Genomic DNA, 23152 nt, shown 5'->3' with positions numbered 1-23152 from the left:
ACTTTGGTTTTAGACTTCGTTAAATTAAGCTTTTTTTTATTTATGTTCTAAAGTAGGCAAATACCATTTGTATTTTACGGCCATCAAGCGAACTGAAATGATTACTAAAGAAGTGGTTAAGTATAAAACATCATTTTCCAAATTCAGTTTTCGAAGGAGAAAAAACACAATTCCACCTAAAATACAAATCGTTGCATAAATCTCTTTTCTGAAAATAACAGGGATTTCAGTACACAAAATATCGCGAATAACGCCTCCAAAACAGGCCGTCATGGTTCCTAGTGCAATACATATAACAGGATGAAGTCCAATATTTATTCCTTTTTCAAGACCAATTAATGTAAAAACACCTAATCCAATCGTGTCAAATAAAAATAAAGAAGTACGTAAACGATCGAATTTTTTTCTAAAAATGATGGCTAAAACAAAGCCCATTATTATTACATAAACATACTTTAAGTCCAGCATCCATCCCACCGGCGTTCTACCAATCATAATGTCTCGCAATGTTCCTCCACCCACAGCGGTTACAAAAGCAATGATAAAAACGCCAAAAGGATCCAGCTTTTTATTCATTGCGGTCAATGCCCCTGACATGGCAAAAGCCATCGTACCGATAATATCTAATAGATGAAACACTTATAATTTAGGATTTATGATTTTACAAATTTAAAGAAAATACTCCTTAATAATTACAATAACCGTGTTTTCTAATACGTAGATATTGCATTTTAGAATTTAAAAAAAGGTAGTAACTTAGCGCCTTAGTAACCAAGCGACATTTCCATTGAAACAAATTTCTTCCGTACAAAATCCAGTTATAAAATCTTTAATGTTATTGCAGGAAAAAGCAAAAGCACGCAAACAATCCGGAACATTCTTAATTGAAGGAAAACGTGAAATTTCGATTGCCATAAAAGGGGGTTACGAAATGGAAACACTACTGTTTTTACCTGAAATTTGTTCAGAAGCAGAAGCTAGGAAATTATCTAACAGTGCTGACTTAATAGAAATCAACAAAGAAGTCTATCAAAAACTGGCCTATCGTGATACTACCGAAGGTCTTTTGGCTGTGGCCAAAACCAAATCGTTGCAATTATCCGATTTAAAATTATCCGAAAACCCATTAATTCTGGTTGCAGAAGCTCCCGAAAAACCAGGCAATATTGGAGCGCTACTTCGTACTGCCGATGCTGCCAATCTGGATGCCGTGATTATTGCCAACCCAAAAAGTGATTTATACAATCCAAATATTGTGCGCTCGAGCGTAGGCTGTTTGTTCACCAACCAAATTGCTACCGGAACAACATCAGAAATTATTGCATTTTTGAAAGAAAGAAAAATCAATTTTTATTGTGCTACTCTGCAAAATTCCACATCGTATCACACGCAAGATTACACTACTCCAACCGCTTTGGTTGTGGGTACCGAAGCAACAGGTTTGACAGAAGAATGGAGAAAAGAAGCGACACAAAATATTATAATTCCAATGCAAGGCGAAATAGATTCCATGAATGTTTCGGTTGCAGCAGCGATTCTAATTTTTGAGGCCAAAAGACAAAGAGGGTTTTAGATTGCAGATTTAAAAAAAAAATATAAATAATATGAAAAATAAATTATTCGTTGCATTAACGTTAATCGCAACTACCCTTTCTTTCGCACAAATCAGTTCTTCTCAAGTGGACGAATTAGTAGAACGCTCATTAAAAACATTTAACGTTCCGGGTATTGCAGTAGCCATTGTAAAAGACGGTAAAATAATTCACGCTAAAGGATATGGAGTAAAATCAATTTTGACTAATGAAAAAGTGGATGCAAATACACTTTTTGGAATTGCGTCCAATAGTAAAGCGTTTACAAGCGCTGCTCTGACCATGCTTGTTGATGAAGGAAAAGTGAAATGGAATGATAAAGTCATCAAATACCTTCCTAATTTCAAGATGTATAATGAGTATGTAACCAATGAATTTACAATTCGCGATTTATTGACACACCGCAGCGGATTAGGTCTTGGCGCAGGCGATTTAATGATATGGCCTGACGGAAGTAATTTCACAGCGCAAGATATCATTCAAAATTTACAATATTTAAAACCCGTTTCAGCTTTTAGAACTAAGTATGATTACGATAACTTATTATACATTGTTGCCGGCGAAGTTGTTGCTAAGGTAAGTGGTCAAAGTTGGTGTGATTTCATAGAAGAACGCATCATGAAACCGTTAGAAATGAATCAAAGTGCAGCCTCCTTTTTACGATTAAAAGACACCACAAATATTATTGCTCCTCATGTTCCTATTGACGGAAAACTTAAAGTAATCAAGCGTTATCAAAACCAACTTTTTGATGCGGCTGCCGGAATTTATTCCAGTGTAAATGATTTGAGCAAATGGACAATTATGCAAATGAATAATGGAAAATATGGTAGTGATAACAAGCAGTTATTCTCAGAAAAAGAGCACAATGAAATGTGGCAATTACAAACTATAATACCCGTAACTACAAAACCACCCTACAATACCCATTTTAGCGGTTATGGACTGGGTTGGTTTCTAAGTGACATAAAGGGATACAAACAAGCTACTCATACAGGCGGATTAGAAGGAATTGTCACCCAAGTAACATTACTTCCAGAACTCAATTTAGGAATTATTGTTTTAACAAATCAGCAATCAGGTGCAGCTTTTAACGCCATTACAAATACTATAAAAGATAGTTATCTAGGAGTAAAATCAGAAGATTATGTTACAATTTATAGCACCCGATTAAAATCAAATGTAGCAACTGCCGACAAAGTCACTGATGATGTTTGGGCAACCGTAGCAAAAAACAAAAAAGACAAAATCAAAATAGACTTCGATACTTTTACCGGGACTTACAATGATAATTGGTTTGGAGATATTACACTTTCGCAAAAAAAAGGAAAATTATATTTTGTATCAAAACGTTCTCCTCAACTTTCAGGTGAAGTTTTTTTCTATAAAGAAAATGATTTTGTGGTAAAATGGAATAATGCCTATTTTCATGCCGATGCGTATTTGTTTTTCGAATGTGATGCAACTGGAAAAGCAGTAACTTTAAAAATGAAGCCAATTTCTGAATTAACAGATTTCAGTTATGATTTTCAGGATTTGGATTTCAAAAGAGTACCATAATAATTTCAGTAATTCAATTTTGAATTTTATACTCCAAACCCTTTTTTACTTGCATATCTCCTAACTAATTTCTATTTTTAGGAATTGAACCATGCCGTTATGATAGAAATAGATATTGAAAAAGAAAATAAAGCAATTGCTCAAGAATACAAAGAGTTGCTACGCATAAGTTATCAAACCTTAAGTGATGAAGATAAAAAACTGATCCGAAAAGCTTTTGACGTTGCCGTAGATGCCCATAAAGATCAACGAAGAAAATCAGGCGAAGCCTATATTTTCCATCCCATTGCTGTTGCCAAAATTGTTGCTTCCGAAATAGGTTTGGGGGCCACTTCTATTGCTGCTGCATTATTGCATGATGTAGTTGAAGACACGCTAATGACTGTACCAGATGTTGAACGATTATTTAATCCTAAAGTAGCACAACTTGTAGAAGGATTGACAAAAATCTCCATGGTACAAAAGGATCTAAATGTATCCATGCAAGCGGAAAACTTCCGTAAAATGATATTAACCCTCAATGATGATGTACGTGTCATTCTTATAAAACTAGCCGATCGATTGCATAACATGCAAACAATGGATTCGATGCAAGAGGACAAACAAACCAAAATTGCGTCTGAAACTTTATATATATATGCTCCATTAGCACACCGATTGGGTTTATACAACATTAAAACAAAACTCGAAGATTTAGGATTAAAATATACGGAACCCACTATTTACAACGAGATTGTAAGTAAAATAAAAGAGACCAAAGAAGAACAGGATTCCTATATAAAAGACATTTCTGATGTGCTAAAAACAGCATTGGATGCCGAAGCAATTGATTATATCATAAAAGGTCGTCCAAAATCTATCTACTCCATTCGTAGGAAAATGAAAGCGCAAAATGTAAGCTTCGATGAAGTTTATGATAAGTTTGCTCTTCGTATTGTATACAAATCAACTCCGCACGAAGAAAAATTTCTTGCTTGGAAAATCTATTCTATAGTAACGGATTATTACAGACCGAGTCCAAGTCGTTTACGCGATTGGATTTCTTCGCCTAAATCTACCGGTTATGAAGCCCTGCACATCACCGTTATGGGACCAAAGGGCCGCTGGGTAGAAGTTCAGGTACGTAGTGAGCGTATGGATGAAATTGCAGAAAAAGGCTATGCAGCACATTATAAATATAAAAATGGAGCTACTGAAGAAAATGAACTCGATGCATGGCTGAATTTATTAAAAGAAGCTTTAGAAAGTTCTGAAACCAACGCAGTGGATTTTGTGGAAGATTTCAAAATGAATTTATATTCTAAAGAAATCTTTGTATTTACTCCAAAAGGCGAAATAAAATCTTTGCCAAAAGGAGCTACTTCACTCGATTTTGCATTCAGTATTCACTCAGAAATAGGAATTCGTACCCGAGGAACCCGTGTCAATGGAAAATTAGTTCCTTTGAATTTCGAATTAAAAAGTGGGGATCAAATTGAAGTGATCACCTCACAACATCAAAAGCCAACTTCTAGCTGGTTAGACTATGTAACCACTTCGAGAGCCAAAACGAAAATTAAAAACGTTTTAAACGAAAATACTAAGAAGATTGGTGAAGAAGGAAAAGAACTGCTTACTCGAAAATTAAAACATTTAAAAATAACTTTAAATGAATCCGTTGTTAACGAATTAGTCAACTTTTTCAAATTAAAAACAAGTTTAGATTTATTTTATAGAGTGGGAATTGGCGCCATAGAGAATCAGCAGCTCAAAGATTATGCAGCTCAAAAAAGCAACACTTTTATTAATTTCTTCAAAAATAAAATAAAACGTTCCGCAAGTAGCACAGCCGATGAAGATATTCACAAGCCAATAATAAGCAGCAATTACGATTTGCTCGTTTTTGGAAAGGAACATGACAAACTGGATTACAAATTATCTCCGTGTTGCAACCCAATTCCGGGTGATGATGTATTTGGATTTGTAACCATCAATGAAGGAATAAAAGTGCACAAAAAAGATTGTCCGAACGCCATTGGAATGCAATCTAATTATGCTTACAGAATCATGACAGCCAAATGGATTGACTCATCACAAGAGGAATTCAAAGCCATAATAAACATAACGGGAATGGATGTTTTAGGACTTACAAACCAGTTAACAAAGGTAATTTCGAACAATATGCATGTTAATATTCAAAGTATTTCTTTGAGTACCGATGCAGGAATTTTTCATGGTCAAGTGACAGTAGTTGTTCAAAATAATACAATTTTGAAGAAAATGATCAACAATATCAAAAAAATTGACGGAATTGACAAGGTAACAAGAGTATATAAAACTTAGAAAAGTTCGGCGAAATTTTGTTTGAGGTTACCCGTTTCTCTGCTAAAAACTAAAAAAACTTGAAACTAAACAAAGCTGAAACTTTAAACTTTAAACTAAAAAATTTATCTTTGCCCACATATGACACTCATTTCCACAGATAACACCAAAAACCAAGAAATTGTAAAAAATGTTTTCACAATGTATCTTGAAAAAAAAGGACATCGTAAAACTCCTGAACGTTATGCTATCCTTCAGGAAATATACGATAGCGAAGAACATTTTGATGTAGAGAATCTTTATATCAAAATGAAAAATAAAAACTATCGTGTCAGTAGAGCAACCCTTTACAATACTATTGAATTGCTATTAGATTGTGCGTTGGTTCGTAAACATCAATTTGGGCAAAATCAGGCACACTACGAAAAATCGTACTTTGATAAACAGCACGATCATATCATTATGACCGATACTGGCGAAGTAATTGAGTTTTGTGATCCAAGAATTCAAAGTATTAAAAAGACTATCGAAGAAATATTCGACATAGAAATTACCAATCATTCCTTGTATTTATACGGAATAAAAAAACAAAAATAGTACGACAGCTTAATAGTTGTCTTTTGAATATAAAACTAACTACAAATAAAACACAGAGAATGACCGCAGATTTATTACTAGGCTTACAATGGGGAGATGAAGGAAAAGGAAAAATTGTTGATGTTCTTACTTCAAATTATGATATTATCGCTCGTTTTCAAGGTGGACCAAATGCAGGACACACTTTGGAATTTGACGGAATAAAACATGTTCTTAGAACTATTCCTTCTGGTATCTTTCATAAAACTGCCATAAACATTATTGGAAATGGAGTTGTAATAGATCCTGTAGTTTTTCAAAAAGAAATTGAAGGTCTTGAGAAATTTAATTTAGACATCAAAAGCAAATTAATCATTTCAAGAAAAGCTCATTTAATTTTACCTACGCACCGTTTATTAGACGCCGCTTCTGAGGCTTCTAAAGGGAAAGCGAAAATTGGCTCTACATTAAAAGGAATTGGCCCAACTTATATGGACAAAACCGGAAGAAACGGTCTTCGTGTAGGAGATATTGAATTAGAAGATTTTGCAGATCGTTACAGAGCTTTGGCTGACAAGCATGAAGCCATGATTGAATTTTACGATGTTGACATTCAATACAACTTAGAAGAATTAGAAAAAGAATTTTTTGAAGCAATCGAAGAAATAAAAAAGCTGGATTTTATTGATAGTGAAGAATATTTACACCAAGCTCAAAAAGCGGGTAAATCCATATTATGTGAAGGAGCTCAAGGTTCATTATTAGATGTTGATTTTGGAACTTATCCATTTGTAACTTCATCAAACACAACTGCTGCCGGTGCATGTACTGGTTTAGGAATTGCTCCAAATAAAATAAAAGAAGTATACGGAATTTTCAAAGCGTATGTAACACGTGTAGGAAGTGGCCCATTCCCAACCGAACTTTTTGATGAAGATGGTGCAACTATGGCACGTGTAGGAAACGAATTTGGATCCGTTACAGGAAGACAAAGACGTTGTGGATGGTTAGATTTAGTGGCACTTAAATACGCTGTTCAAATTAACGGTGTAACACAACTGATGATGATGAAAGGGGATGTACTTTCAGGATTTGAAACCTTAAAAGTATGTACCGAATACAATTATAAAGGAGAGAAAATTTCTCATTTCCCTTATAACATCGAACCGGAAAATGTAACTCCAGTGTACCAAGATTTCAAAGGATGGCAAGCGGATTTGACCGGTATGACAACCTATGAAGAATTACCGATCGAATTGAAAGAATACATTGAATTCATCGAAAAAGAAGTGGAAGTTCCTATCAAAATAGTTTCTGTAGGACCGGATAGAAAACAAACTATTATTAAATAAGATTACTAAACGCTCTGAAAATTCAGAGCGTTTTTTTTAGTTTCCAAAAATCCCAACGAATGAAAAATCCAGCTATAAAAATACAAAAAACCGAATTACTTTCTGACAATTGGTACATTTTAAACAAAGTAACTTTTGATTATCAAAAAAAAGACGATTCTTGGATTACCCAAAAAAGAGAAGTTTATGACCGAGGAAATGGTGCTGCCATTTTACTATACAACACCCAACAAAAAACGGTTATTCTAACCCGACAATTCCGCTTGCCAAGTTACCTTAACGGAAATGAAACAGGAATGATGATTGAGGTTTGCGCAGGACTTTTGGACGAAGACCATCCGGAGCAATGCATCATTCGAGAAACCGAAGAAGAAACAGGATACCGCATTACTAAAGTTGACAAAATAATGGAAACGTATATGTCGCCTGGAGCTGTAACTGAAATTTTATATTTATTCGTTGGTGAATATGATGAATCCATGAAAGTCAGTGAAGGTGGTGGAGTTGAACATGAGGAGGAAAATATAGATGTCTTAGAAATGACCTATGACGAAGCTTACGCCATGATTGAATCTGGGGAAATAAAAGATGCAAAGACAATCATGTTGTTGCAATATGCAAAAATAAAAAATCTCGTTTAATTTAACGATGAGCAATCAAAATAAAGGAGCGTTTTTCGCTTTATTGGCCACTTTACTTTGGTCCGTAAATATGGTAATCGCCAGCGGTATTAAAGGGCACATTCCTCCTATTGGACTGGCTTTTTGGCGCTGGACAATCGCTTGTATCGTTTTGGCTCCATTTGCAATCAAAAGTACTATCGAAAGTTTTACCTTTATAAAGAAACACATTCGGTATCTCATGGGTACAGCGGTATTAGGCATCACTATTTTTAATACGCTTATTTACTTTGCAGGAAAAACAACTAGCGCTGTCAATTTATCATTAATAGCCATTTCGATTCCGTTGTTCATTGTGGTACTCTCCAGAATTATTTTTAAAGAGAAAGTGTCAACTATAAAAATAGTTGGAATTGTAACCATAATTACAGGAGTTCTTGTACTTATTAGCAAAGGGTCTCTAGAAGCATTACTGCATATCAACTCTACAATTGGGGATTTATTAATGCTTGTGGCCTGTTTCTTTTTTGCCTATTACACGATACTAGTTCGACAAAAACCAGATGAATTAACCCCAAAAGTATTTTTATTTAGTGTTTTTGTTATCGGCACAATTTTCCTTTTGCCTTTTTATATTTGGGAACATTTATTTTATAAAAAAGTAATTTTTGATACTAAAACAGTATTGGTAACTACTTATGTGGGCATCTTTGCTTCACTGGTTTCTTATTATTTGTGGAACGAAGCGATTCGGTTGATAGGCACCTCAAAAACAGCATTAATTTATTATTTAATTCCGGTGTTCAGTGGAATTTTAGCGTATTTTTTTCTGGGTCAGGCAATTGTGATCACTCAAATTATAAGCATGGGAATCATTATTAGCGGTTTATTGATAACCAATAGGAAGTAACTATTTTTAGTCTCTTTTATAAAAACAAAAAAGTGCAATGAACGTATTTTCATTGCACTTTTTTTATGCTAAAGTCTTATCTGAGAAAACAAATTACTTATTAGGTTGCGGAGTCATTCTTAAATATGGTTTGACCCTTTCATATCCTTTTGGAAATTTAGCAGCAATATCTTCATCTTTAACCGCTGTTGAAATAACCACTTTTTCTCCATCTTTCCAATTTGCAGGTGTTGCAACACTATAATTTGCTGTCAACTGTAAGCTATCAATTACACGAAGTAATTCATCAAAATTTCTTCCGGTTGACGCAGGATAAGTCAAGGTTAATTTTATTTTTTTGTCAGGTCCAATTATAAAAACCGAACGAACTGTAAAGTTTTCATTGGCATTAGGATGAATCATATCATACAATTGCGCTATATGTTTGTCTTCGTCAGCAATAATTGGAAAGTTAACTGTTGTATTTTGCGTTTCGTTGATATCTTTAATCCATTCCTTATGAGAATTTAATCCGTCAACGCTTAATGCGATTACTTTTACATTTCTCTTTACAAATTCAGGATAATAATTAGCCATAGTTCCTAATTCAGTAGTGCAAACTGGAGTAAAATCAGCAGGATGCGAAAATAATATCCCCCAAGAATCCCCTAGCCATTCCTGAAATTTTATCTTTCCTTGTGTAGTTTCTGCCTCAAAATCTGGAGCAATATCGCCTAATCGTAGTGTTGCCATAATATTTTTTTTTTTGATTATTAACAATCTAAGTTATTGAATTAAGGGTAACAAAAATTAAAACAAATCTTAAAGTTGTACTAAAAAATTAACAGGATAAAGCTTTTGATTATTCTCAGCTACAAAAAACATTCTTGCGGCCAAAATACCTAGCCACGATAAAAGTGGAAATCCTTTCTAGCAGTAAATCCTTAAAGGTTTACTGCTAGAAAGATTGCAACGGATAGCGGGAAAAAGCTCCAAAAATAAATAGTTAAGAAAGATTATTTCTTTTTTATATTGGGTAAAAAATAAGTAAAAACACCAATAAGCGGCAGAAAAGAACTTAATTTATAAACGTATTCAATACAGGTTTGATCTGCAACATAACCCAAAATTGCTGAACCTAAACCTCCCATACCAAAGGCAAAACCGAAAAATAGTCCGGAAATCATTCCTACTTTTCCTGGCATTAATTCTTGTGCAAAAACTAAAATTGCTGAAAACGCAGAAGCGATAACAATTCCAATGATAACCGATAATACTCCGGTCCAAAATAAATCAGCATAAGGCAATAATAAAGTGAATGGAGCAGCTCCAAGTATCGAAATCCATATGATATACTTTCTCCCAAAATGATCTCCTAAAGGCCCACCTATTAATGTTCCTGCAGCCACTGAAGCTAAAAACACAAACAAATGAAACTGAGATTCTTGTATTGTTAGCCCAAATTTATGCATGAGATAAAAAGTAAAATAACTTGACATACTCGCCATATAGAAAAACTTCGAAAATATCAACAACAATAAAACTGCTAATGCTGTATTAATTTTTCTTTTGGATAATGAAACAGCAACCTCTTCAGTGTCTATTTTTTTTGCAGCTCGAAGATTCAAATGATTTTGATACCAAAGCGCGATTTGGGACAAAATAATTATTCCTAAAATACCCACAATTACAAACCATATTATATTCGATTGTCCAAAAGGAGCAACAACCAATGCTACTAATAAAGGACCAATTGCACTTCCTGAATTTCCACCCAATTGAAAAATAGATTGCGCCAAACCTCTCTTCCCTCCCGAACCTAAATAAGCAACACGAGACGCTTCCGGATGAAATATAGAGGAACCAACTCCTACAAAAGCAACCGACACCAACAACATCAAAAAAGAAGTAGAAATCGATAAAAATCCCAATCCTGTTATAGTAAATAACATCGCAACTACTAAAGAATAAGGTTTTGGATACTTATCGGTATAAAAGCCTATAAAAGGCTGCAGAATAGAAGCTGTAAGTTGGAAAACGAATGTTATCAATCCAATTTGAGTGAAACTAAGATTAAAATTTTCTTTTAATATTGGATAGGTCGAAGGAATAACTGATTGCATTAAATCATTTAACAAATGAGCAAAAGCTATTGAAAATAAAACCGAATAAACTGTTTTTTGAACAATTGGAGCGCTAATGGTCTGTGGCGCTGTTGCTGATAAAATATTCATATGCTAATAATAAAAGGATCTCAAAATTAAATAAACTGTGCCACAAAATACCAAAAAACTAATGTTAAGAATGACAATGGTATTCCAAAACCAATCATCATACTGCTCAACTTGGGTTTTAAACCATGAGAAGTAGCCAAAATACTGGCTGTAATCATTGGAGCCATAGCTGCTTCCATGATGGACACCTGAATTGTTTTAGAATTTTGGTCTAAAATTACGACATACAACAAATATATTAAAGCTGGAGTCAATATTAATTTGTACAAAAGTCCCAGTCCCAAAAATTTCCAATGTTTGCTTTTCCTATCAAATCGCAATTGCAATCCAACAGAAAGCATTGCCAATGGAGTCATCACCTTAGCCACATTTTGTAAACCAAACTGGATATATTCGTGAAAATCAAAATTGAATACATTCATTAAACATGCCAATAAAAAAGTAATAAATGGAGGGAATAACAGTATTTTTTTGGCAATATGAAATCCGTTTGGACTTCCTGGAGAAAATAGAGTAGCCACAAGAATTCCTAATGTTGAGAGTACTACAAAAGTACCCGGCTGATCAACTAAAATGGCAGTTTTTAAGCCCTCTTCACCATATAAAGCTTGAATAATTGGAAAACCTAAAAAAGAAGTATTTCCCAAACCTGCAGTTATAATTAAACAACCCGTAAGTTTTTTTGGCCATCCAAATCTATTTCCTAAAAAACTAAAAAACAAATACGAAACTATAAAACCAATCCATGTAACACCGATAGGAAACAGCAGCTTATTATCCCATTCTATTTTCGGAATATAATATAAAGCCAAAGCAGGAAGGCAAATATAAATGACCACATTGTTTAACATCTTGTACGTACTGGAAGGTAAACGTTTCACCTTTTGCAATGCGATTCCAAGAAATAAACAAACGAAGATTAGAATAAAGTTGCTCATAATTCAGCAAAGATATTGACTAATGATTTATAAAATGAATTCAAAAAAAATAAAATTTGCACTTTATGAATAAAAGGAGTTACCAATCACAAATGAAATGACAATTTATTGGAATGACTGTCTATTCAAGATAGTTTTTTATTAATTTTACTTTTAAAATAAGCTCCTTTGCCAAATAAAAAATCGCCTTTTTCCGCCCTTAACGAAAAGCCCGGTATTTCTCCACCAGAAATCATCAATGCAATCGCCGTGGAGCATATCAAAAAATTTAGAAAAATCCAACCTTCCTCAAAAGAATTGGTTGAGGGAATTTTAGCAGGTAATATAACTGCGTTGAGTCGAGCAATTACGTTAGTCGAAAGCATCAATAGCGCTCATTTGACAAAAGCCAACGAAGTTATAAATGCTTGTTTGCCTCATGCTAACAAATCCGTAAGAATAGGTATAACTGGAGTTCCCGGTGTTGGAAAAAGTACCTTTATTGAAGCTTTTGGAAAACAGTTGACCAGTTTAGGGAAAAAAGTAGCAGTACTCGCCGTTGATCCCAGCAGCACCATTTCGCATGGAAGTATTTTAGGTGATAAAACCCGAATGGAAGAATTAGTTAAAGATGAAAATGCTTTTATTCGTCCTTCTGCATCTGGAGAAACATTAGGTGGTGTGGCTCGAAAAACCAGGGAAACGATTACGCTTTGTGAAGCTTATGGGTTTGATACTATTATTATTGAAACTGTGGGAGTTGGACAAAGCGAAACCGCCGTTCACAGTATGGTAGATTTCTTTTTACTATTAAAAATTTCCGGTGCGGGAGATGAATTACAAGGCATCAAACGGGGCATTATGGAAATGGCTGATGCTATCGTAATCAATAAGGCAGATGGCGATAATATTAAAAAAGCAAATTTGGCAAAAGTAGAATTCAATAGCGTTCTGCATCTTTTTACGGCTAAAAAATCCGGTTGGGTTCCTAAAACTTCAACTTGTAGTGCGATAACACATCAAGGAATTAGCGCTGTTTGGAAAACTATTACCCAATTTCTGGAACTCACAAAAGGGAATAATTATTTCTTTGAAAAGCGAAAAGAACAAAACCAATATTGGATGTTAGAAACCATCAACGAACAATTGAAATTGAATTTTTATAATCATACTGTAATTCAGCAATTATTGGATTCAACTAAAAAAGCGGTGCAAAACGATGAAATTTCACCCTTTGCAGCCGCTCAATTATTATTGGAAACTTATTTTAAAAAATAACCTTACTCTTTTTCGTAAAGTTCCATTTCCCTATCATAAAATTCATTCGCAAGAACAATCAATCCCTCCATTTCGGCATTCAATTCTCCTTCATCAAGATCTTCTGCTTCTTCCATGAATTCTACCTCATCATCTTTTAAATTGATAATAAATCTTGGATAGTCAAGGTGAATGATGAAAATATCTTCCGGAAAATCAGTATTGTCGCCTAGTAAAAATTTTGGTAATTCCATTTTTTTATGTTTAATCGTTAATCATTGTTTTCTTTATTCGATTAAACAAATAACCGAATAAACTTTTTTAAAATCTATTTGTCAGAAAGTATAACCGGTGTATTTCCTCTACCATTCATAAAAATGATTTTAGTATTAGGAGAAGCAGCTAATTCTTTTTGAGCTTTTATTTGTTCGTATTGCAATTGTTTATCTGATAAGCCCGTTGAAATAATTCTTTGATAATCCGCGATACCTTGTGCTTCAACTCTTTTTCGTTCGGCTTCCTGTTTTTCTTTTTGAAGTACAAAAGTCATCTTTTGAGCGTCTTGTTCGGCATTTATTTTACTTTCAATAGATGCTTTTACTGATGTAGGAAGATTGATATTTCTAATTAACAATTGCTCTAAAACCAATCCTCTGGTTTTAAAATCAGCTTCTATCGTTTTAAAAATTCGTTGTTGAAATTCATTTCTTTTAGTAGAATATAACGCGACTGCATCATAATAAACCGCATTATCTCGTATACGGGTCCTTGTTACGGGACGAACAATTTTATCCGAATAATCAACTCCAATTTGTTTTAAAATTTTAGGCGCTGCTTCTGGCGAAACACGGAATAAAACGGTCAAATCTATTACCACTTCCAATCCGTCGTTTGACAAAACACGAATGGCATCATCACCTGCTTGAGCACCTTCTCCATGAACTGCTGACATAGTGTAATTTTGGGTTTGAATATCAAACTCGGTAACATCTAATAATGGATTTATCAAATGCAAACCACTTTCCAAAACATCAGGTTGCACACTTCCGTATAGCGATTGAACTCCTACTTTTCCCGCATCAATCTGTTTGAACATTGAAGAAAAAAGCCCTAAAGCAATTACTAAGAAGCCAATAATTTTTAGAACATTTGCGAATTTTGAAAACGGATTTACATTGTTTTTTAGTGAAAAACTTGTAATCAATAAAATTATTCCAAGAATAATAAATAGTATCATTTTTTTTATTTGGTTGGTTAGGTTTGTATGCTTATTGTACGAAGAAAGAAATTAGAAGTTACATTGTCAGAACATTATTATTTATGATTCTTTAAAACTAATTTTCTTGTTAATCTCGCAAAGCGAATATACAAAAATAAAGCGGCAGCTGTTAATCCCGCCAAAAGCCCAATCCATATTCCTACTGCTTGCAAAGAAGTATATTTTCCTAGATAATAAGAAATTGGAAAACCTATAACCCAATACGCAACAAACGTAATATACATAGGAATTTTCACATCTTGTAAACCTCTTAAAGCACCCAAAACCACTACTTGAATACCATCTGAAATTTGAAAAACTGCTGCTACTAATAAAAGTTTAGCTGTTATAATTATTATTTCATTATTATCTAATACTTGTGCGGAATCAGTCATATTCAAAAATAAATGTGGCAAGTAATTATGGAAAACAACAAAAATAATCCCGAAAAGTGTTTCCAACATAATCGCTAATAAAAAAATAGAACGAGCAACAATTATTAAATTTTTATAATCGTTCATTCCTTTAGTATGACTCACTCTGATCATCGCGGTAACACTTAAACCCATAGCTACCATGAATGTTGATGAAGCAAGAGTCAGTGCTATTTGATTGGCTGCCTGACTATTTTTTCCTAAAGAACCGGAAAGCCATATTGCCGCCGTAAATAGAGTTACTTCAAATAGCATTTGCATCGCTGAAGGCAAACCTAGATTGATGATTTTTTTCAAAACTGATTTCCGTATTTCTTTGAAACTAAAATTCTTGAAATAACGTTTCAAATCTTCATTTCTTTTCATAAGATAATGCATAAAAACCACCATCATAATTCTTGAAATTACCGTTCCTAAAGCTGCACCTAGAATTCCTAATTTTGGGAAAATCCAAAATCCATAAATCAGCACATAATTAAAAAACACATGCACCACATTTGCCATAAAAATAGCATACATCGAATATTTTGTTTTCGCTAAACCATCTGCAAATTGTTTGTATCCTTGATACATTATAACCGGAATTAAAGAAAAAGCTACCCAGTCTATATAAGGAGCAGCCATATCAGCTACTGCTTTGGGCTGGTGCATTAAGTACATTATTTGCTTAGACAATACCGTCAAAATGAATAACGCTACTCCTAGAACAGTACACAGCAGTAATCCATGGTGAAAAGTAGTTCTAATTTTTTTATCATCGTTTTCGGCATCAGCCTCCGCGGTCAATGGTGTTATAGCTGTAGAAAAACCTATTCCTAAGGATAATGCAATAAAGATAAAACTATTACCCAAAGATACAGCTGCCAACTCAGTAGAACCAAGGTTACCTACCATAAAGTTATCCACTATACCTATCAATGTATGGCCTAACATTCCCAAAATTACAGGATAAGCTAGTTTAATATTATAAGAAAACTCTTTGGTATATTGAGATAAATTCACTTTCTATTTTTTTTGGCAAAGATAATTAGAAGGTTTCAATTGTATTGATACAATTGAAAATATATAGCCTCTCTTTTAGTTATTATTTACATATATCGAGGAATTCTATAACAAAACCCATTAATTCTATAACATTCCGAGGAATGGGGAGTTCTACATTTGCAATGTTGTTTTGTATCAAATAAAAATCAGAACAATGAAAATAAAAAAATTATTAATAAAAAATTACAATTATGAAAAGCACAGGAAAAATCAAAATGTTATTTCTATTCGCAATAGCAATGATGTTTGCTAGCAATGTACAAGCACAAGAAACAAAAGAAGCTACAAATTATGATCAAGGTTTCCGTTTAGGATTTGGTGTAAATGCAGGATACTCCGTTAATGATCCATACAAATTGGTATTAGGAGCCGATGCAAGAGTTCAATACGATTTGTCAAAAAAATACTCTTTAACTTTGACAACTGGTTATACTAACTTATTTGTAAGTAAAGCAGACGGTAATGATTTAGGATTTATCCCAGCTAAAGCAGGTTTTAAAGCTTTCGTATGGAATGACCAATTTTATGTAATGGGAGAAGCTGGTGCTGCTTTTGCAGTAAGTAATGGTTATGATAAAACGTCTTTATTATTATCTCCTAGTATTGGTTATGCTACAAAATATATTGATGTATCATTGCATTATGAGCACTATTCTGACTTTGCAAAAGTGAACAACAACGGTTCTATAGGAAAAGGTGTTGGACAAGTAGGAGTTCGTTTAGCTTATGGTTTTGAGCTATAAGACATATAGTTTTTTTTTAAAAATGCCCTGAAATTTCAGGGCATTTTTGGTTTATAAAACTTTTTATCCGTTAGGGTCTTCATAAAGACGATCAGCTGCTTTTTTTCCAAATCAGTTAAATTCAGTTTATCCTCAGGTAAAGTCTGATTTGGTAAATTAAATCCCAATCCATTTCCACCACCTTCATTATAAAAATCAAGTACTTCTTCCAAAGTTTTAAAAATACCGTTATGCATATAAGGAGCTGTTAAGGTAACATTCCTTAGAGTTGGTGTTTTGAAAGAATTGCGATGAATTGCTGCTTTTGTTAATTCAAATTTCCCTAAATCGGCATCCAATTTTTTAGTGGCATCAGGTACACCTAATACCTCACTTTCGGATTTTACAAAACCCGGAGGGACTGTTCCGTTAGTTAATGGAATAAAATGACAGGTAGCACATTTTGCTTTTCCAGCAAATAAATTAAATCCAGCAATTTCATCCAAATCAAATGTTTCATTTCCCCGCATATATTCATCAAATTTTGAATCATAATCACTCAAAGATCTTATATAAGAGGCTAATGCATTTTTTATTCCAAACTCGTCTATTGCTTTTCTCGGAAATGCTTTTTGGAATTTAGTTACATAACTCTCGTTCTTTTTTAAAATCAAAACTGACTTTTTCAAAGAACCGTGCATTTCATTTTCATTTGTAATTACAGCTACAGCTTGGTCTTCCAGATAAGTAACTCTGGAATCAGAAAAGAAAGCACGTTGGAAAGCGATATTAGACAGCGTTGGCGTATTTCTCTTAACCAACGATTGTCCATCTAATGAAACTGCTTTTTCTAATCCATCGGTAAAAGCTTTGTCAGCATGATGACAGGAAGCACAGGAACGAGAATTATTCCCGGACAAAATGGGATCGTTGAACAATAATTTTCCTAACTCGATTTTTTCTGGAGTAGTTTCATAATCTGGAAATGCTGAAAAAGCTTCGGTATCAAACGCGTTTTTATCAAAAAGTGTTTGAGCCGTTGTTTTTAATCCTCTGATTTCTTTCGTCACAGGTATTTTCAAATCCATTTGAATTTTATATAAACCCTTACTGAGGGGATTAGCAATTTTCCGAATAAAAACAGCTCGGTCAAATTCATTGAACTTGGTATTTTTTTTCAAATATGCTGTTCCTTCTTCAATCGTTTTTAAAACTAAATTAGAAGACGATTCATCATAAATTTGATAATATTTTTCGATACTTTCTAATGATGCAAATGCTTCTGGAATGGAATTTTGGGCGATTGGAGAATCAAATCCGGTGATTCCTAAAGTAATAATTCTAAAAACTTCTAAACGCATCGCATCAAAAACATGGGAATCAGTCAATTCATTGGTTTGCGAAACTTTGTTCAACCGTTTTAAGTTGGCAGAAAGAATTCCAATTTCTTTTAAAAGTTCCTCTTTTGATCTAGAATCATATTTAGGAAAAAGAAATTCTTCGATTACCTGAAATCCTTCCGGAGGAACTGTTTTTCCTTCGTCTTCTTCGAATTCATCTAATGCAGGTCCATTAATCGCTTTTGAAACAACAGGGAAATAATATTCGCTTATCGTTTCTACGCGCTTATAGTTAACATGCGCCAGAAGAAATTGTTTTTGAATTTGTGTCGAAATCGAATCTGATTGTACCAAGAGTTCCAATTGGGAAATATCTTGAATTAAAACCTGAATATCGGATTGAAACAAATCATTTATTTTTTCGTGCTTGGATTGGTTTTTACAAGAGAAAAGAAAGGGCAACAGTAAAAGAAAAAAGAAATTTTTCATAATAAAATTAAAAATGAGGAAAAAAGCAAAAACCACGATTCCTAATAAGAAACCGTGGATTTTGTAACTATTTAATTTAGAGCTAAATTATCTAGCAAGTCCTTTGATAATTACAATTTGACTGGCTTGATCTTCATTTGGACGATTGGTTCCTCCATCAACTCCTTTATATTTTGTTCCTCTCCAGGTATGTGGTTGAACACTTAATAAAAAGGTATCGTCAATGCCTACTTGTTCCGATACATCAATTAATGCTCCATATTCCCAATCTCCAAATTTAGAAGTTCCTCCAACATTATATTTTGCAGCATCTATAGCGGTACGACGGTGATCTAACTCTACGACAACTTTTAATGCCTTGGTAGCAATATTATATTGATAAATGTAACCGTCGTGGGTTTCGTCTCCATATCCATTAGCGTCTTCTTGCACATATACATAGTTTTTTGTCACGCAAATATTATCTGGATTTTGAAATTTTCCGGCAACTCCAGTACGATCATCACCATCAAGGATTACTTGTAAAGTTCCAGTCAACGGATTTGCAGCGTCTAAATTCAATTTGTAAACTCTACCATACTTCGTTCTTGAAGCATCCGCATTAGTTCCAGTAGTATTTTGTCCTGTAACATTAAAGTAAATTTCACGATCAGCTGCATCGCCTCCTTTTCTATAATCTAAGTCTTCTACTCTACCAAATTTAATTGCTTTTAGCGTATTTACCGATGCGTTAATTTGGGCTCCTGTCATACTAGTATGATTTTCGATTTTCACAAACGAAACAGTATACGTTTGTCCTACAGCCATATCTTTTTCTCTTTGATTTTCATCTGTTCTTTTCATCATGTATAAAGAACCATTCGCTAAATCACCAACCGTATTGGAAACGTACATAAATACCTGACCTCCATAAGTACCAGAATCATCATCACCTATTACAACAACCGTTTTTCCTGTAAAGGCAGTCTTTTTTAAAGGCAAAGCATTCTCCGCGCTTAATCTTCCTAAGCCCGGCAATTCTTTAGAAACAGCTGCTGACCCAACATCTCCATAAGGATTTAGAGCATGAGTACGAGATTCTTCACCTGATTCACCACTCGTTAAATAAAGTGGCCCAAAACCATGTTCAGCGACTGTTGCCATCGTAGCACCACATAATCTCCAAGTTCCTCCATTAGAGTTCAACAAATATTCTCCTTTTGTAGGTTTGAATGTTTTGTCTAATGTAATTCTGGAAACCGCAAAGTTATCTTCTTGATTTACTAAAAAAGTAAAAGTTCCATCTGAATTTTTCAACAATCCTGAGCCGTCAGCTGAGCCACCAAAAACATAATTTGGACTCCCTGCCAAAACATCATCTGAAGTAATCAGTGAAAAAAGTTCTAAGCTTTCAAAACCAGCTTGCTTTTTCAATAATACTGGAGTTACAGATTGGTTTACTAAAACTACATCCGTAGTTTCATTTGAAGATTTAGCATCATTCTCACAAGAGATTAATGAAGCTAAAAATAACATTGGTAAAATAATTCTTTTCATCTTGGTCGATAGTTTTAAATTCAAGGCAAAGAAACGCACTGAATTTTAACTTCAAATGAACCGAACATTAACAAAAAGCTAAGAGTTAACTAGGGTTTCCAACTCTAAAAAACAATAAATTTACATACTAACAATACCGTAATACAATGATAAACTTGAAATAACTTTCATGAGAAAATCATTAAACTATTTCTCTTTCTTAAGCATTTCTTTATACATTTCAATATTCTCCCTGATTTTTTCATCCATTTCGGGTTCTTTAATATCGGTATGTTTTTGCATTTCTTCCCAAATAATTTTGGCTACAATATAGCGGGCCATTTCTTTATCATCGGCAGGAATAACGTACCAAGGTGCATAATCAGTAGATGTATTATTAATTGCTTCTTCGTAATAATGCATATAATCGTCCCAACGTTCTCTTTCTTTTAAATCACCGGTTGAGAATTTCCAGTTGTGTTTTTGTTCTTCCAGTCGGCGTAACAAGCGTTGTCGTTGCTCTTCTTTACTTATATGTAAAAAGAATTTCAGCATAATCGTTCCATTTTGAGTAATGTGCTTCTCAAAATTATTGATTTGCTGCATTCTATTTTCCCAAAATGTTTCAGTAATTGCTGAAACGCTATCAATTCCTGGCAAATTTTCATTCATAATATATTCCGGATGCACTCTGGTGACCAAAACGTTTTCATAATGCGATCTGTTAAAAACCGTAAACTTCCCTTTTTCAGGTAAAACCAAATAATGTCTCCACAAATAATCATGTTCTAACTCGCTTGAATTTGGTGTTTTAAAACTATGAACAACCACCCCACGGGAGTTAAATTCCTTAAAAACTTCCCGAATCATACTATCCTTCCCCGAGGTATCCATGCCTTGCAAACAGACCAAAACACCATAGCGATTGTGTGCATACATCACATCTTGTATTTCGCTCAATTTCCCTTGCACTTTCTCCAGTTTCTCTTCTTTATCATCATCATCGGCTTTGCTAAACAAGTTCGTAGGAATTTGAGACAATTCAATTTTGCCAATCACTTTAAAATCATCGGGTTTTATAGACTTCATAAGAAATAATTTATCTTTGCATCTCAAATATAAGAAATATTAGGGAATTATCCTGATGAATTTCAGGAGCTATTTCCTGCTGTACACTTGTATCTTTCTAGTCCTTAACCTGTTTCACTATCCTGAAACAAATTCAGGACTAAAAAGGATACCGCTTCCATAAGGGCTAGGACACTTCTTTCCAAAATAAACAATATGCTACAATTTCAACTCGAATTCCTATTTCAAATCAAAGGGATTGGTTCCGCTTCAGGGCTCATTCGCAAAGACGATTCCTTATTTATAATCGCTGACAACAGCTCTTTTCTTTACGAATATGACATCAAAGAAAAAGAACTCCATAAAATAAAGCTCTTCGAAAACAGTCAGGAAAACATTCCTAAAAAAGACAAATTCGATTTTGAATCCATAACCCAAAAAGGAAATAAAATCTATCTTTTTGGTTCTGGTTCCACTTCAAATAGAAACAAACGCATCAGTTACGATCTTACTTCTGGAGCAATAGAAGACAAAGATTTGTCTGCCATTTATGAAAAACTAAAACAAACTGCTTCTATTTCGGATGCAGATTTAAATATAGAAGGCGCTTTATTTCACAACGAAAAATGGCATTTGTTTCAGCGAGGAAATGGAGCACAATCCAAAAACGGTATTTTTATTTTAGACAAAGATGGAAATGATATTCGCTTTGTTCCAATCCAATTGCCAGAAATCCAAAACATTGAAGCTACCTTTACCGATGCAATTCATGTGGAAGATAAAATCTATTTCTTGGCAGCGGTAGAAAACACGACCTCAACCTATGAGGATGGTGAAGTATTTGGAAGTTTCATCGGAGCTTTATCATTAGACACTTTCGAAGTTGCATTTACCCAAAAAATTTCAGAAACTCATAAATTTGAAGGATTAACTGTATATACACATTCAAAAGAAAAAATCGAGTTCCTACTTTGTGAAGACAAAGACACCGAAGCTTTAGAAACAGACATTTACAAATTGACTTTGGATTTAAAAAGGAGTCTATTATATTAAAAATATTCGTTTCAGTCAAAACACTATAACGTTAAATTTAAATTAAATAGAAACCCAAAATAGATTTCAAATATAAAACGAGGTACTTTTACTGTAAACGAAGCCCTATATTGGCTTCCCAATAATTGATAAAATGACAGACTTAAAAAATAAAAATGCCCTGATTACGGGGGCAGGAAAAGGAATTGGAAAAGCGATCGCTTTGGCCTTAGCCAAAGAAGGTGTAAATGTGATTTTGGTTGCCAGAACACAAGAGGAAATTGACAGCGTAGCTGCAAAAGCACGCTCTTTAAGAGTAAAAGCACTGGCAATAACCGCTGATGTTGCCGATATGAATTCGGTAAACGCTGCCGTTGCCAAAGCCTTAGCTGAATTTGGAACTATTGATATCTTAATCAACAATGCCGGAATAGCAGCTTTTGGAAAATTTTTAGAATTAGAACCAACCGATTGGGAACGCATCATTCAGGTAAACCTGATGGGAACGTATTATATAACCCGTGCCGTTTTGCCCAATATGATCGAAAGACAAATGGGTGATATCATCAATATTTCCTCCACAGCAGGATTAAGCGGAAATGCTTTAACCAGTGCCTATAGCGCTTCTAAATTCGCAGTCTTAGGATTGACTGAATCGCTGATGCAAGAAGTCCGTAAGCACAATATTCGCGTGACGGCATTAACACCGAGCACCGTTGCCACCGAAATGGCCAAAGATTTAAAACTGACCGATGGAAATCCGGAAAAAGTAATGCAAGCAGAAGACATGGCCGAATTAATCATTGCGCAACTCAAATTAAACCGACGCGTTTTCATCAAAAACAGTAGTATTTGGTCTACGAATCCTTAAAAGTAGTCGAAAGTCAAAAGTCTTAAAGTCGGATGACAAATATCTAATAAAAAAACCATTAAGAAATTAAGTTTGCTTCGC

Annotated in this window: 21 protein-coding genes; 11 read left to right on the top strand and 10 right to left on the bottom strand. The window is 34.0% G+C overall.

All coding sequences use genetic code 11. From position 1 onward, the window contains the following. Positions 1-36: 36 nt before the first annotated feature. The gene (locus tag ACM55G_RS11730) at positions 37-639 is read right to left on the bottom strand and encodes a trimeric intracellular cation channel family protein (protein WP_416844116.1); all 603 of its coding nucleotides are present in this window, start codon (positions 637-639) and stop codon (positions 37-39) included. A 148-nt stretch (positions 640-787) separates the two neighbouring features. On the opposite strand from ACM55G_RS11730, the gene ACM55G_RS11725 reads away from it, so the two are divergent. The 7 genes from ACM55G_RS11725 (at position 788) to ACM55G_RS11695 (ending at position 8911) form a co-directional block, all read left to right on the top strand. Next, positions 788-1573 (top strand): TrmH family RNA methyltransferase, encoded by a 786-nt coding sequence (locus tag ACM55G_RS11725; protein ID WP_416844115.1) that lies wholly within the window; start codon positions 788-790, stop codon positions 1571-1573. A gap of 31 nt (positions 1574-1604) precedes the next feature. Beyond that, positions 1605-3152 carry a serine hydrolase gene (locus ACM55G_RS11720; RefSeq protein ID WP_416844114.1) on the top strand — a complete coding sequence of 516 codons (1548 nt, stop codon included), beginning with the start codon at positions 1605-1607 and terminating at the stop codon, positions 3150-3152. Between the two features lie 99 nt (positions 3153-3251). Continuing rightward, on the top strand, positions 3252-5474 hold the full coding sequence (locus tag ACM55G_RS11715; RefSeq protein WP_416844113.1) for a RelA/SpoT family protein: 2223 nt from the start codon (positions 3252-3254) through the stop codon (positions 5472-5474). Between the two features lie 120 nt (positions 5475-5594). Next, a complete protein-coding gene (locus ACM55G_RS11710; RefSeq protein WP_035670620.1) occupies positions 5595-6050 on the top strand; it encodes a Fur family transcriptional regulator in 456 nt (151 codons plus the stop codon). Positions 6051-6109: 59 nt separating this feature from the next. Then, positions 6110-7381: an adenylosuccinate synthase gene (locus ACM55G_RS11705; RefSeq protein WP_416844111.1), complete on the top strand. Its 1272-nt coding sequence runs from the start codon at positions 6110-6112 to the stop codon at positions 7379-7381. Between the two features lie 59 nt (positions 7382-7440). Beyond that, positions 7441-8022: a GDP-mannose pyrophosphatase NudK gene (gene nudK, locus ACM55G_RS11700; protein WP_416844110.1), complete on the top strand. Its 582-nt coding sequence runs from the start codon at positions 7441-7443 to the stop codon at positions 8020-8022. Between the two features lie 7 nt (positions 8023-8029). After that, positions 8030-8911, top strand: coding sequence for a DMT family transporter (locus tag ACM55G_RS11695; RefSeq protein WP_416844109.1), 882 nt, complete (start codon positions 8030-8032; stop codon positions 8909-8911). 93 nt (positions 8912-9004) lie between these two features. Here ACM55G_RS11695 and ACM55G_RS11690 read toward each other — a convergent pair whose 3' ends face one another. From ACM55G_RS11690 to ACM55G_RS11680, 3 genes are all read right to left on the bottom strand, one after another. Then, positions 9005-9643 (bottom strand): peroxiredoxin, encoded by a 639-nt coding sequence (locus ACM55G_RS11690; protein ID WP_416844108.1) that lies wholly within the window; start codon positions 9641-9643, stop codon positions 9005-9007. 263 nt (positions 9644-9906) lie between these two features. After that, positions 9907-11124, bottom strand: coding sequence for an MFS transporter (locus ACM55G_RS11685; RefSeq protein ID WP_416844107.1), 1218 nt, complete (start codon positions 11122-11124; stop codon positions 9907-9909). A gap of 26 nt (positions 11125-11150) precedes the next feature. Next, positions 11151-12062, bottom strand: coding sequence for an AEC family transporter (locus ACM55G_RS11680; protein WP_416844106.1), 912 nt, complete (start codon positions 12060-12062; stop codon positions 11151-11153). 168 nt (positions 12063-12230) lie between these two features. Between ACM55G_RS11680 and meaB the strand changes: the two genes are divergently transcribed. Further along, positions 12231-13319 carry a methylmalonyl Co-A mutase-associated GTPase MeaB gene (gene meaB / locus ACM55G_RS11675; protein ID WP_416844105.1) on the top strand — a complete coding sequence of 363 codons (1089 nt, stop codon included), beginning with the start codon at positions 12231-12233 and terminating at the stop codon, positions 13317-13319. 2 nt (positions 13320-13321) lie between these two features. Here the strand turns inward: meaB and ACM55G_RS11670 are convergent, their stop codons facing one another. The 3 genes from ACM55G_RS11670 to ACM55G_RS11660 form a co-directional block, all read right to left on the bottom strand. Further along, a complete protein-coding gene (locus ACM55G_RS11670; protein ID WP_416844104.1) occupies positions 13322-13552 on the bottom strand; it encodes a hypothetical protein in 231 nt (76 codons plus the stop codon). A 74-nt stretch (positions 13553-13626) separates the two neighbouring features. Next, the gene (locus ACM55G_RS11665; RefSeq protein WP_416844103.1) at positions 13627-14535 is read right to left on the bottom strand and encodes a prohibitin family protein; all 909 of its coding nucleotides are present in this window, start codon (positions 14533-14535) and stop codon (positions 13627-13629) included. A gap of 77 nt (positions 14536-14612) precedes the next feature. Then, entirely contained in the window at positions 14613-15992 is a 1380-nt protein-coding gene (locus tag ACM55G_RS11660) for an MATE family efflux transporter (RefSeq protein ID WP_416844102.1), read from the bottom strand. 233 nt (positions 15993-16225) lie between these two features. Between ACM55G_RS11660 and ACM55G_RS11655 the strand changes: the two genes are divergently transcribed. Continuing rightward, positions 16226-16777 (top strand): hypothetical protein, encoded by a 552-nt coding sequence (locus tag ACM55G_RS11655; protein WP_416844101.1) that lies wholly within the window; start codon positions 16226-16228, stop codon positions 16775-16777. 35 nt (positions 16778-16812) lie between these two features. Here the strand turns inward: ACM55G_RS11655 and ACM55G_RS11650 are convergent, their stop codons facing one another. The 3 genes from ACM55G_RS11650 to ACM55G_RS11640 form a co-directional block, all read right to left on the bottom strand. Further along, the gene (locus tag ACM55G_RS11650; RefSeq protein WP_416844100.1) at positions 16813-18585 is read right to left on the bottom strand and encodes a cytochrome c peroxidase; all 1773 of its coding nucleotides are present in this window, start codon (positions 18583-18585) and stop codon (positions 16813-16815) included. Positions 18586-18672: 87 nt separating this feature from the next. After that, entirely contained in the window at positions 18673-20121 is a 1449-nt protein-coding gene (locus ACM55G_RS11645) for a PhoX family protein (protein ID WP_416844099.1), read from the bottom strand. A 186-nt stretch (positions 20122-20307) separates the two neighbouring features. Next, complete coding sequence (locus ACM55G_RS11640; RefSeq protein WP_416844098.1) at positions 20308-21189, bottom strand: PPK2 family polyphosphate kinase; 882 nt, start codon at positions 21187-21189, stop codon at positions 20308-20310. A gap of 195 nt (positions 21190-21384) precedes the next feature. On the opposite strand from ACM55G_RS11640, the gene ACM55G_RS11635 reads away from it, so the two are divergent. Both ACM55G_RS11635 and ACM55G_RS11630 read left to right on the top strand, forming a co-directional pair. Then, positions 21385-22221, top strand: a complete 837-nt coding sequence (locus tag ACM55G_RS11635) for a DUF6929 family protein (RefSeq protein ID WP_416844097.1) — start codon at positions 21385-21387, stop codon at positions 22219-22221. Positions 22222-22354: 133 nt separating this feature from the next. After that, on the top strand, positions 22355-23071 hold the full coding sequence (locus ACM55G_RS11630) for a 3-ketoacyl-ACP reductase (protein ID WP_416844096.1): 717 nt from the start codon (positions 22355-22357) through the stop codon (positions 23069-23071). The last annotated feature ends 81 nt before the right edge of the window (positions 23072-23152 follow it).

This window comes from Flavobacterium algoriphilum, assembly GCF_048158655.1.
Classification (GTDB): domain Bacteria; phylum Bacteroidota; class Bacteroidia; order Flavobacteriales; family Flavobacteriaceae; genus Flavobacterium; species Flavobacterium algoriphilum.
The sequence above is the reverse complement of the archived record's forward strand: the minus strand, read 5'-3'. Positions and strand labels throughout refer to the sequence as shown.

What these genes read in the sequence shown, in the direction of transcription:
- ACM55G_RS11720 (WP_416844114.1), top strand. Translation starts at nt 1,605, where the DNA reads ATGAAAAATAAATTATTCGTTGCATTAACGTTAATCGCAACTACCCTT.
- ACM55G_RS11705 (WP_416844111.1), top strand. Translation starts at nt 6,110, where the DNA reads ATGACCGCAGATTTATTACTAGGCTTACAATGGGGAGATGAAGGAAAA.
- ACM55G_RS11645 (WP_416844099.1), bottom strand. Translation starts at nt 20,121, where the DNA reads ATGAAAAGAATTATTTTACCAATGTTATTTTTAGCTTCATTAATCTCT.
- ACM55G_RS11715 (WP_416844113.1), top strand. Translation starts at nt 3,252, where the DNA reads ATGATAGAAATAGATATTGAAAAAGAAAATAAAGCAATTGCTCAAGAA.
- ACM55G_RS11650 (WP_416844100.1), bottom strand. Translation starts at nt 18,585, where the DNA reads ATGAAAAATTTCTTTTTTCTTTTACTGTTGCCCTTTCTTTTCTCTTGT.
- ACM55G_RS11630 (WP_416844096.1), top strand. Translation starts at nt 22,355, where the DNA reads ATGACAGACTTAAAAAATAAAAATGCCCTGATTACGGGGGCAGGAAAA.
- ACM55G_RS11710 (WP_035670620.1), top strand. Translation starts at nt 5,595, where the DNA reads ATGACACTCATTTCCACAGATAACACCAAAAACCAAGAAATTGTAAAA.
- ACM55G_RS11690 (WP_416844108.1), bottom strand. Translation starts at nt 9,643, where the DNA reads ATGGCAACACTACGATTAGGCGATATTGCTCCAGATTTTGAGGCAGAA.
- ACM55G_RS11655 (WP_416844101.1), top strand. Translation starts at nt 16,226, where the DNA reads ATGAAAAGCACAGGAAAAATCAAAATGTTATTTCTATTCGCAATAGCA.
- ACM55G_RS11695 (WP_416844109.1), top strand. Translation starts at nt 8,030, where the DNA reads ATGAGCAATCAAAATAAAGGAGCGTTTTTCGCTTTATTGGCCACTTTA.
- ACM55G_RS11640 (WP_416844098.1), bottom strand. Translation starts at nt 21,189, where the DNA reads ATGAAGTCTATAAAACCCGATGATTTTAAAGTGATTGGCAAAATTGAA.
- ACM55G_RS11665 (WP_416844103.1), bottom strand. Translation starts at nt 14,535, where the DNA reads ATGATACTATTTATTATTCTTGGAATAATTTTATTGATTACAAGTTTT.
- ACM55G_RS11685 (WP_416844107.1), bottom strand. Translation starts at nt 11,124, where the DNA reads ATGAATATTTTATCAGCAACAGCGCCACAGACCATTAGCGCTCCAATT.
- nudK (WP_416844110.1), top strand. Translation starts at nt 7,441, where the DNA reads ATGAAAAATCCAGCTATAAAAATACAAAAAACCGAATTACTTTCTGAC.
- ACM55G_RS11635 (WP_416844097.1), top strand. Translation starts at nt 21,385, where the DNA reads ATGCTACAATTTCAACTCGAATTCCTATTTCAAATCAAAGGGATTGGT.
- ACM55G_RS11670 (WP_416844104.1), bottom strand. Translation starts at nt 13,552, where the DNA reads ATGGAATTACCAAAATTTTTACTAGGCGACAATACTGATTTTCCGGAA.
- ACM55G_RS11680 (WP_416844106.1), bottom strand. Translation starts at nt 12,062, where the DNA reads ATGAGCAACTTTATTCTAATCTTCGTTTGTTTATTTCTTGGAATCGCA.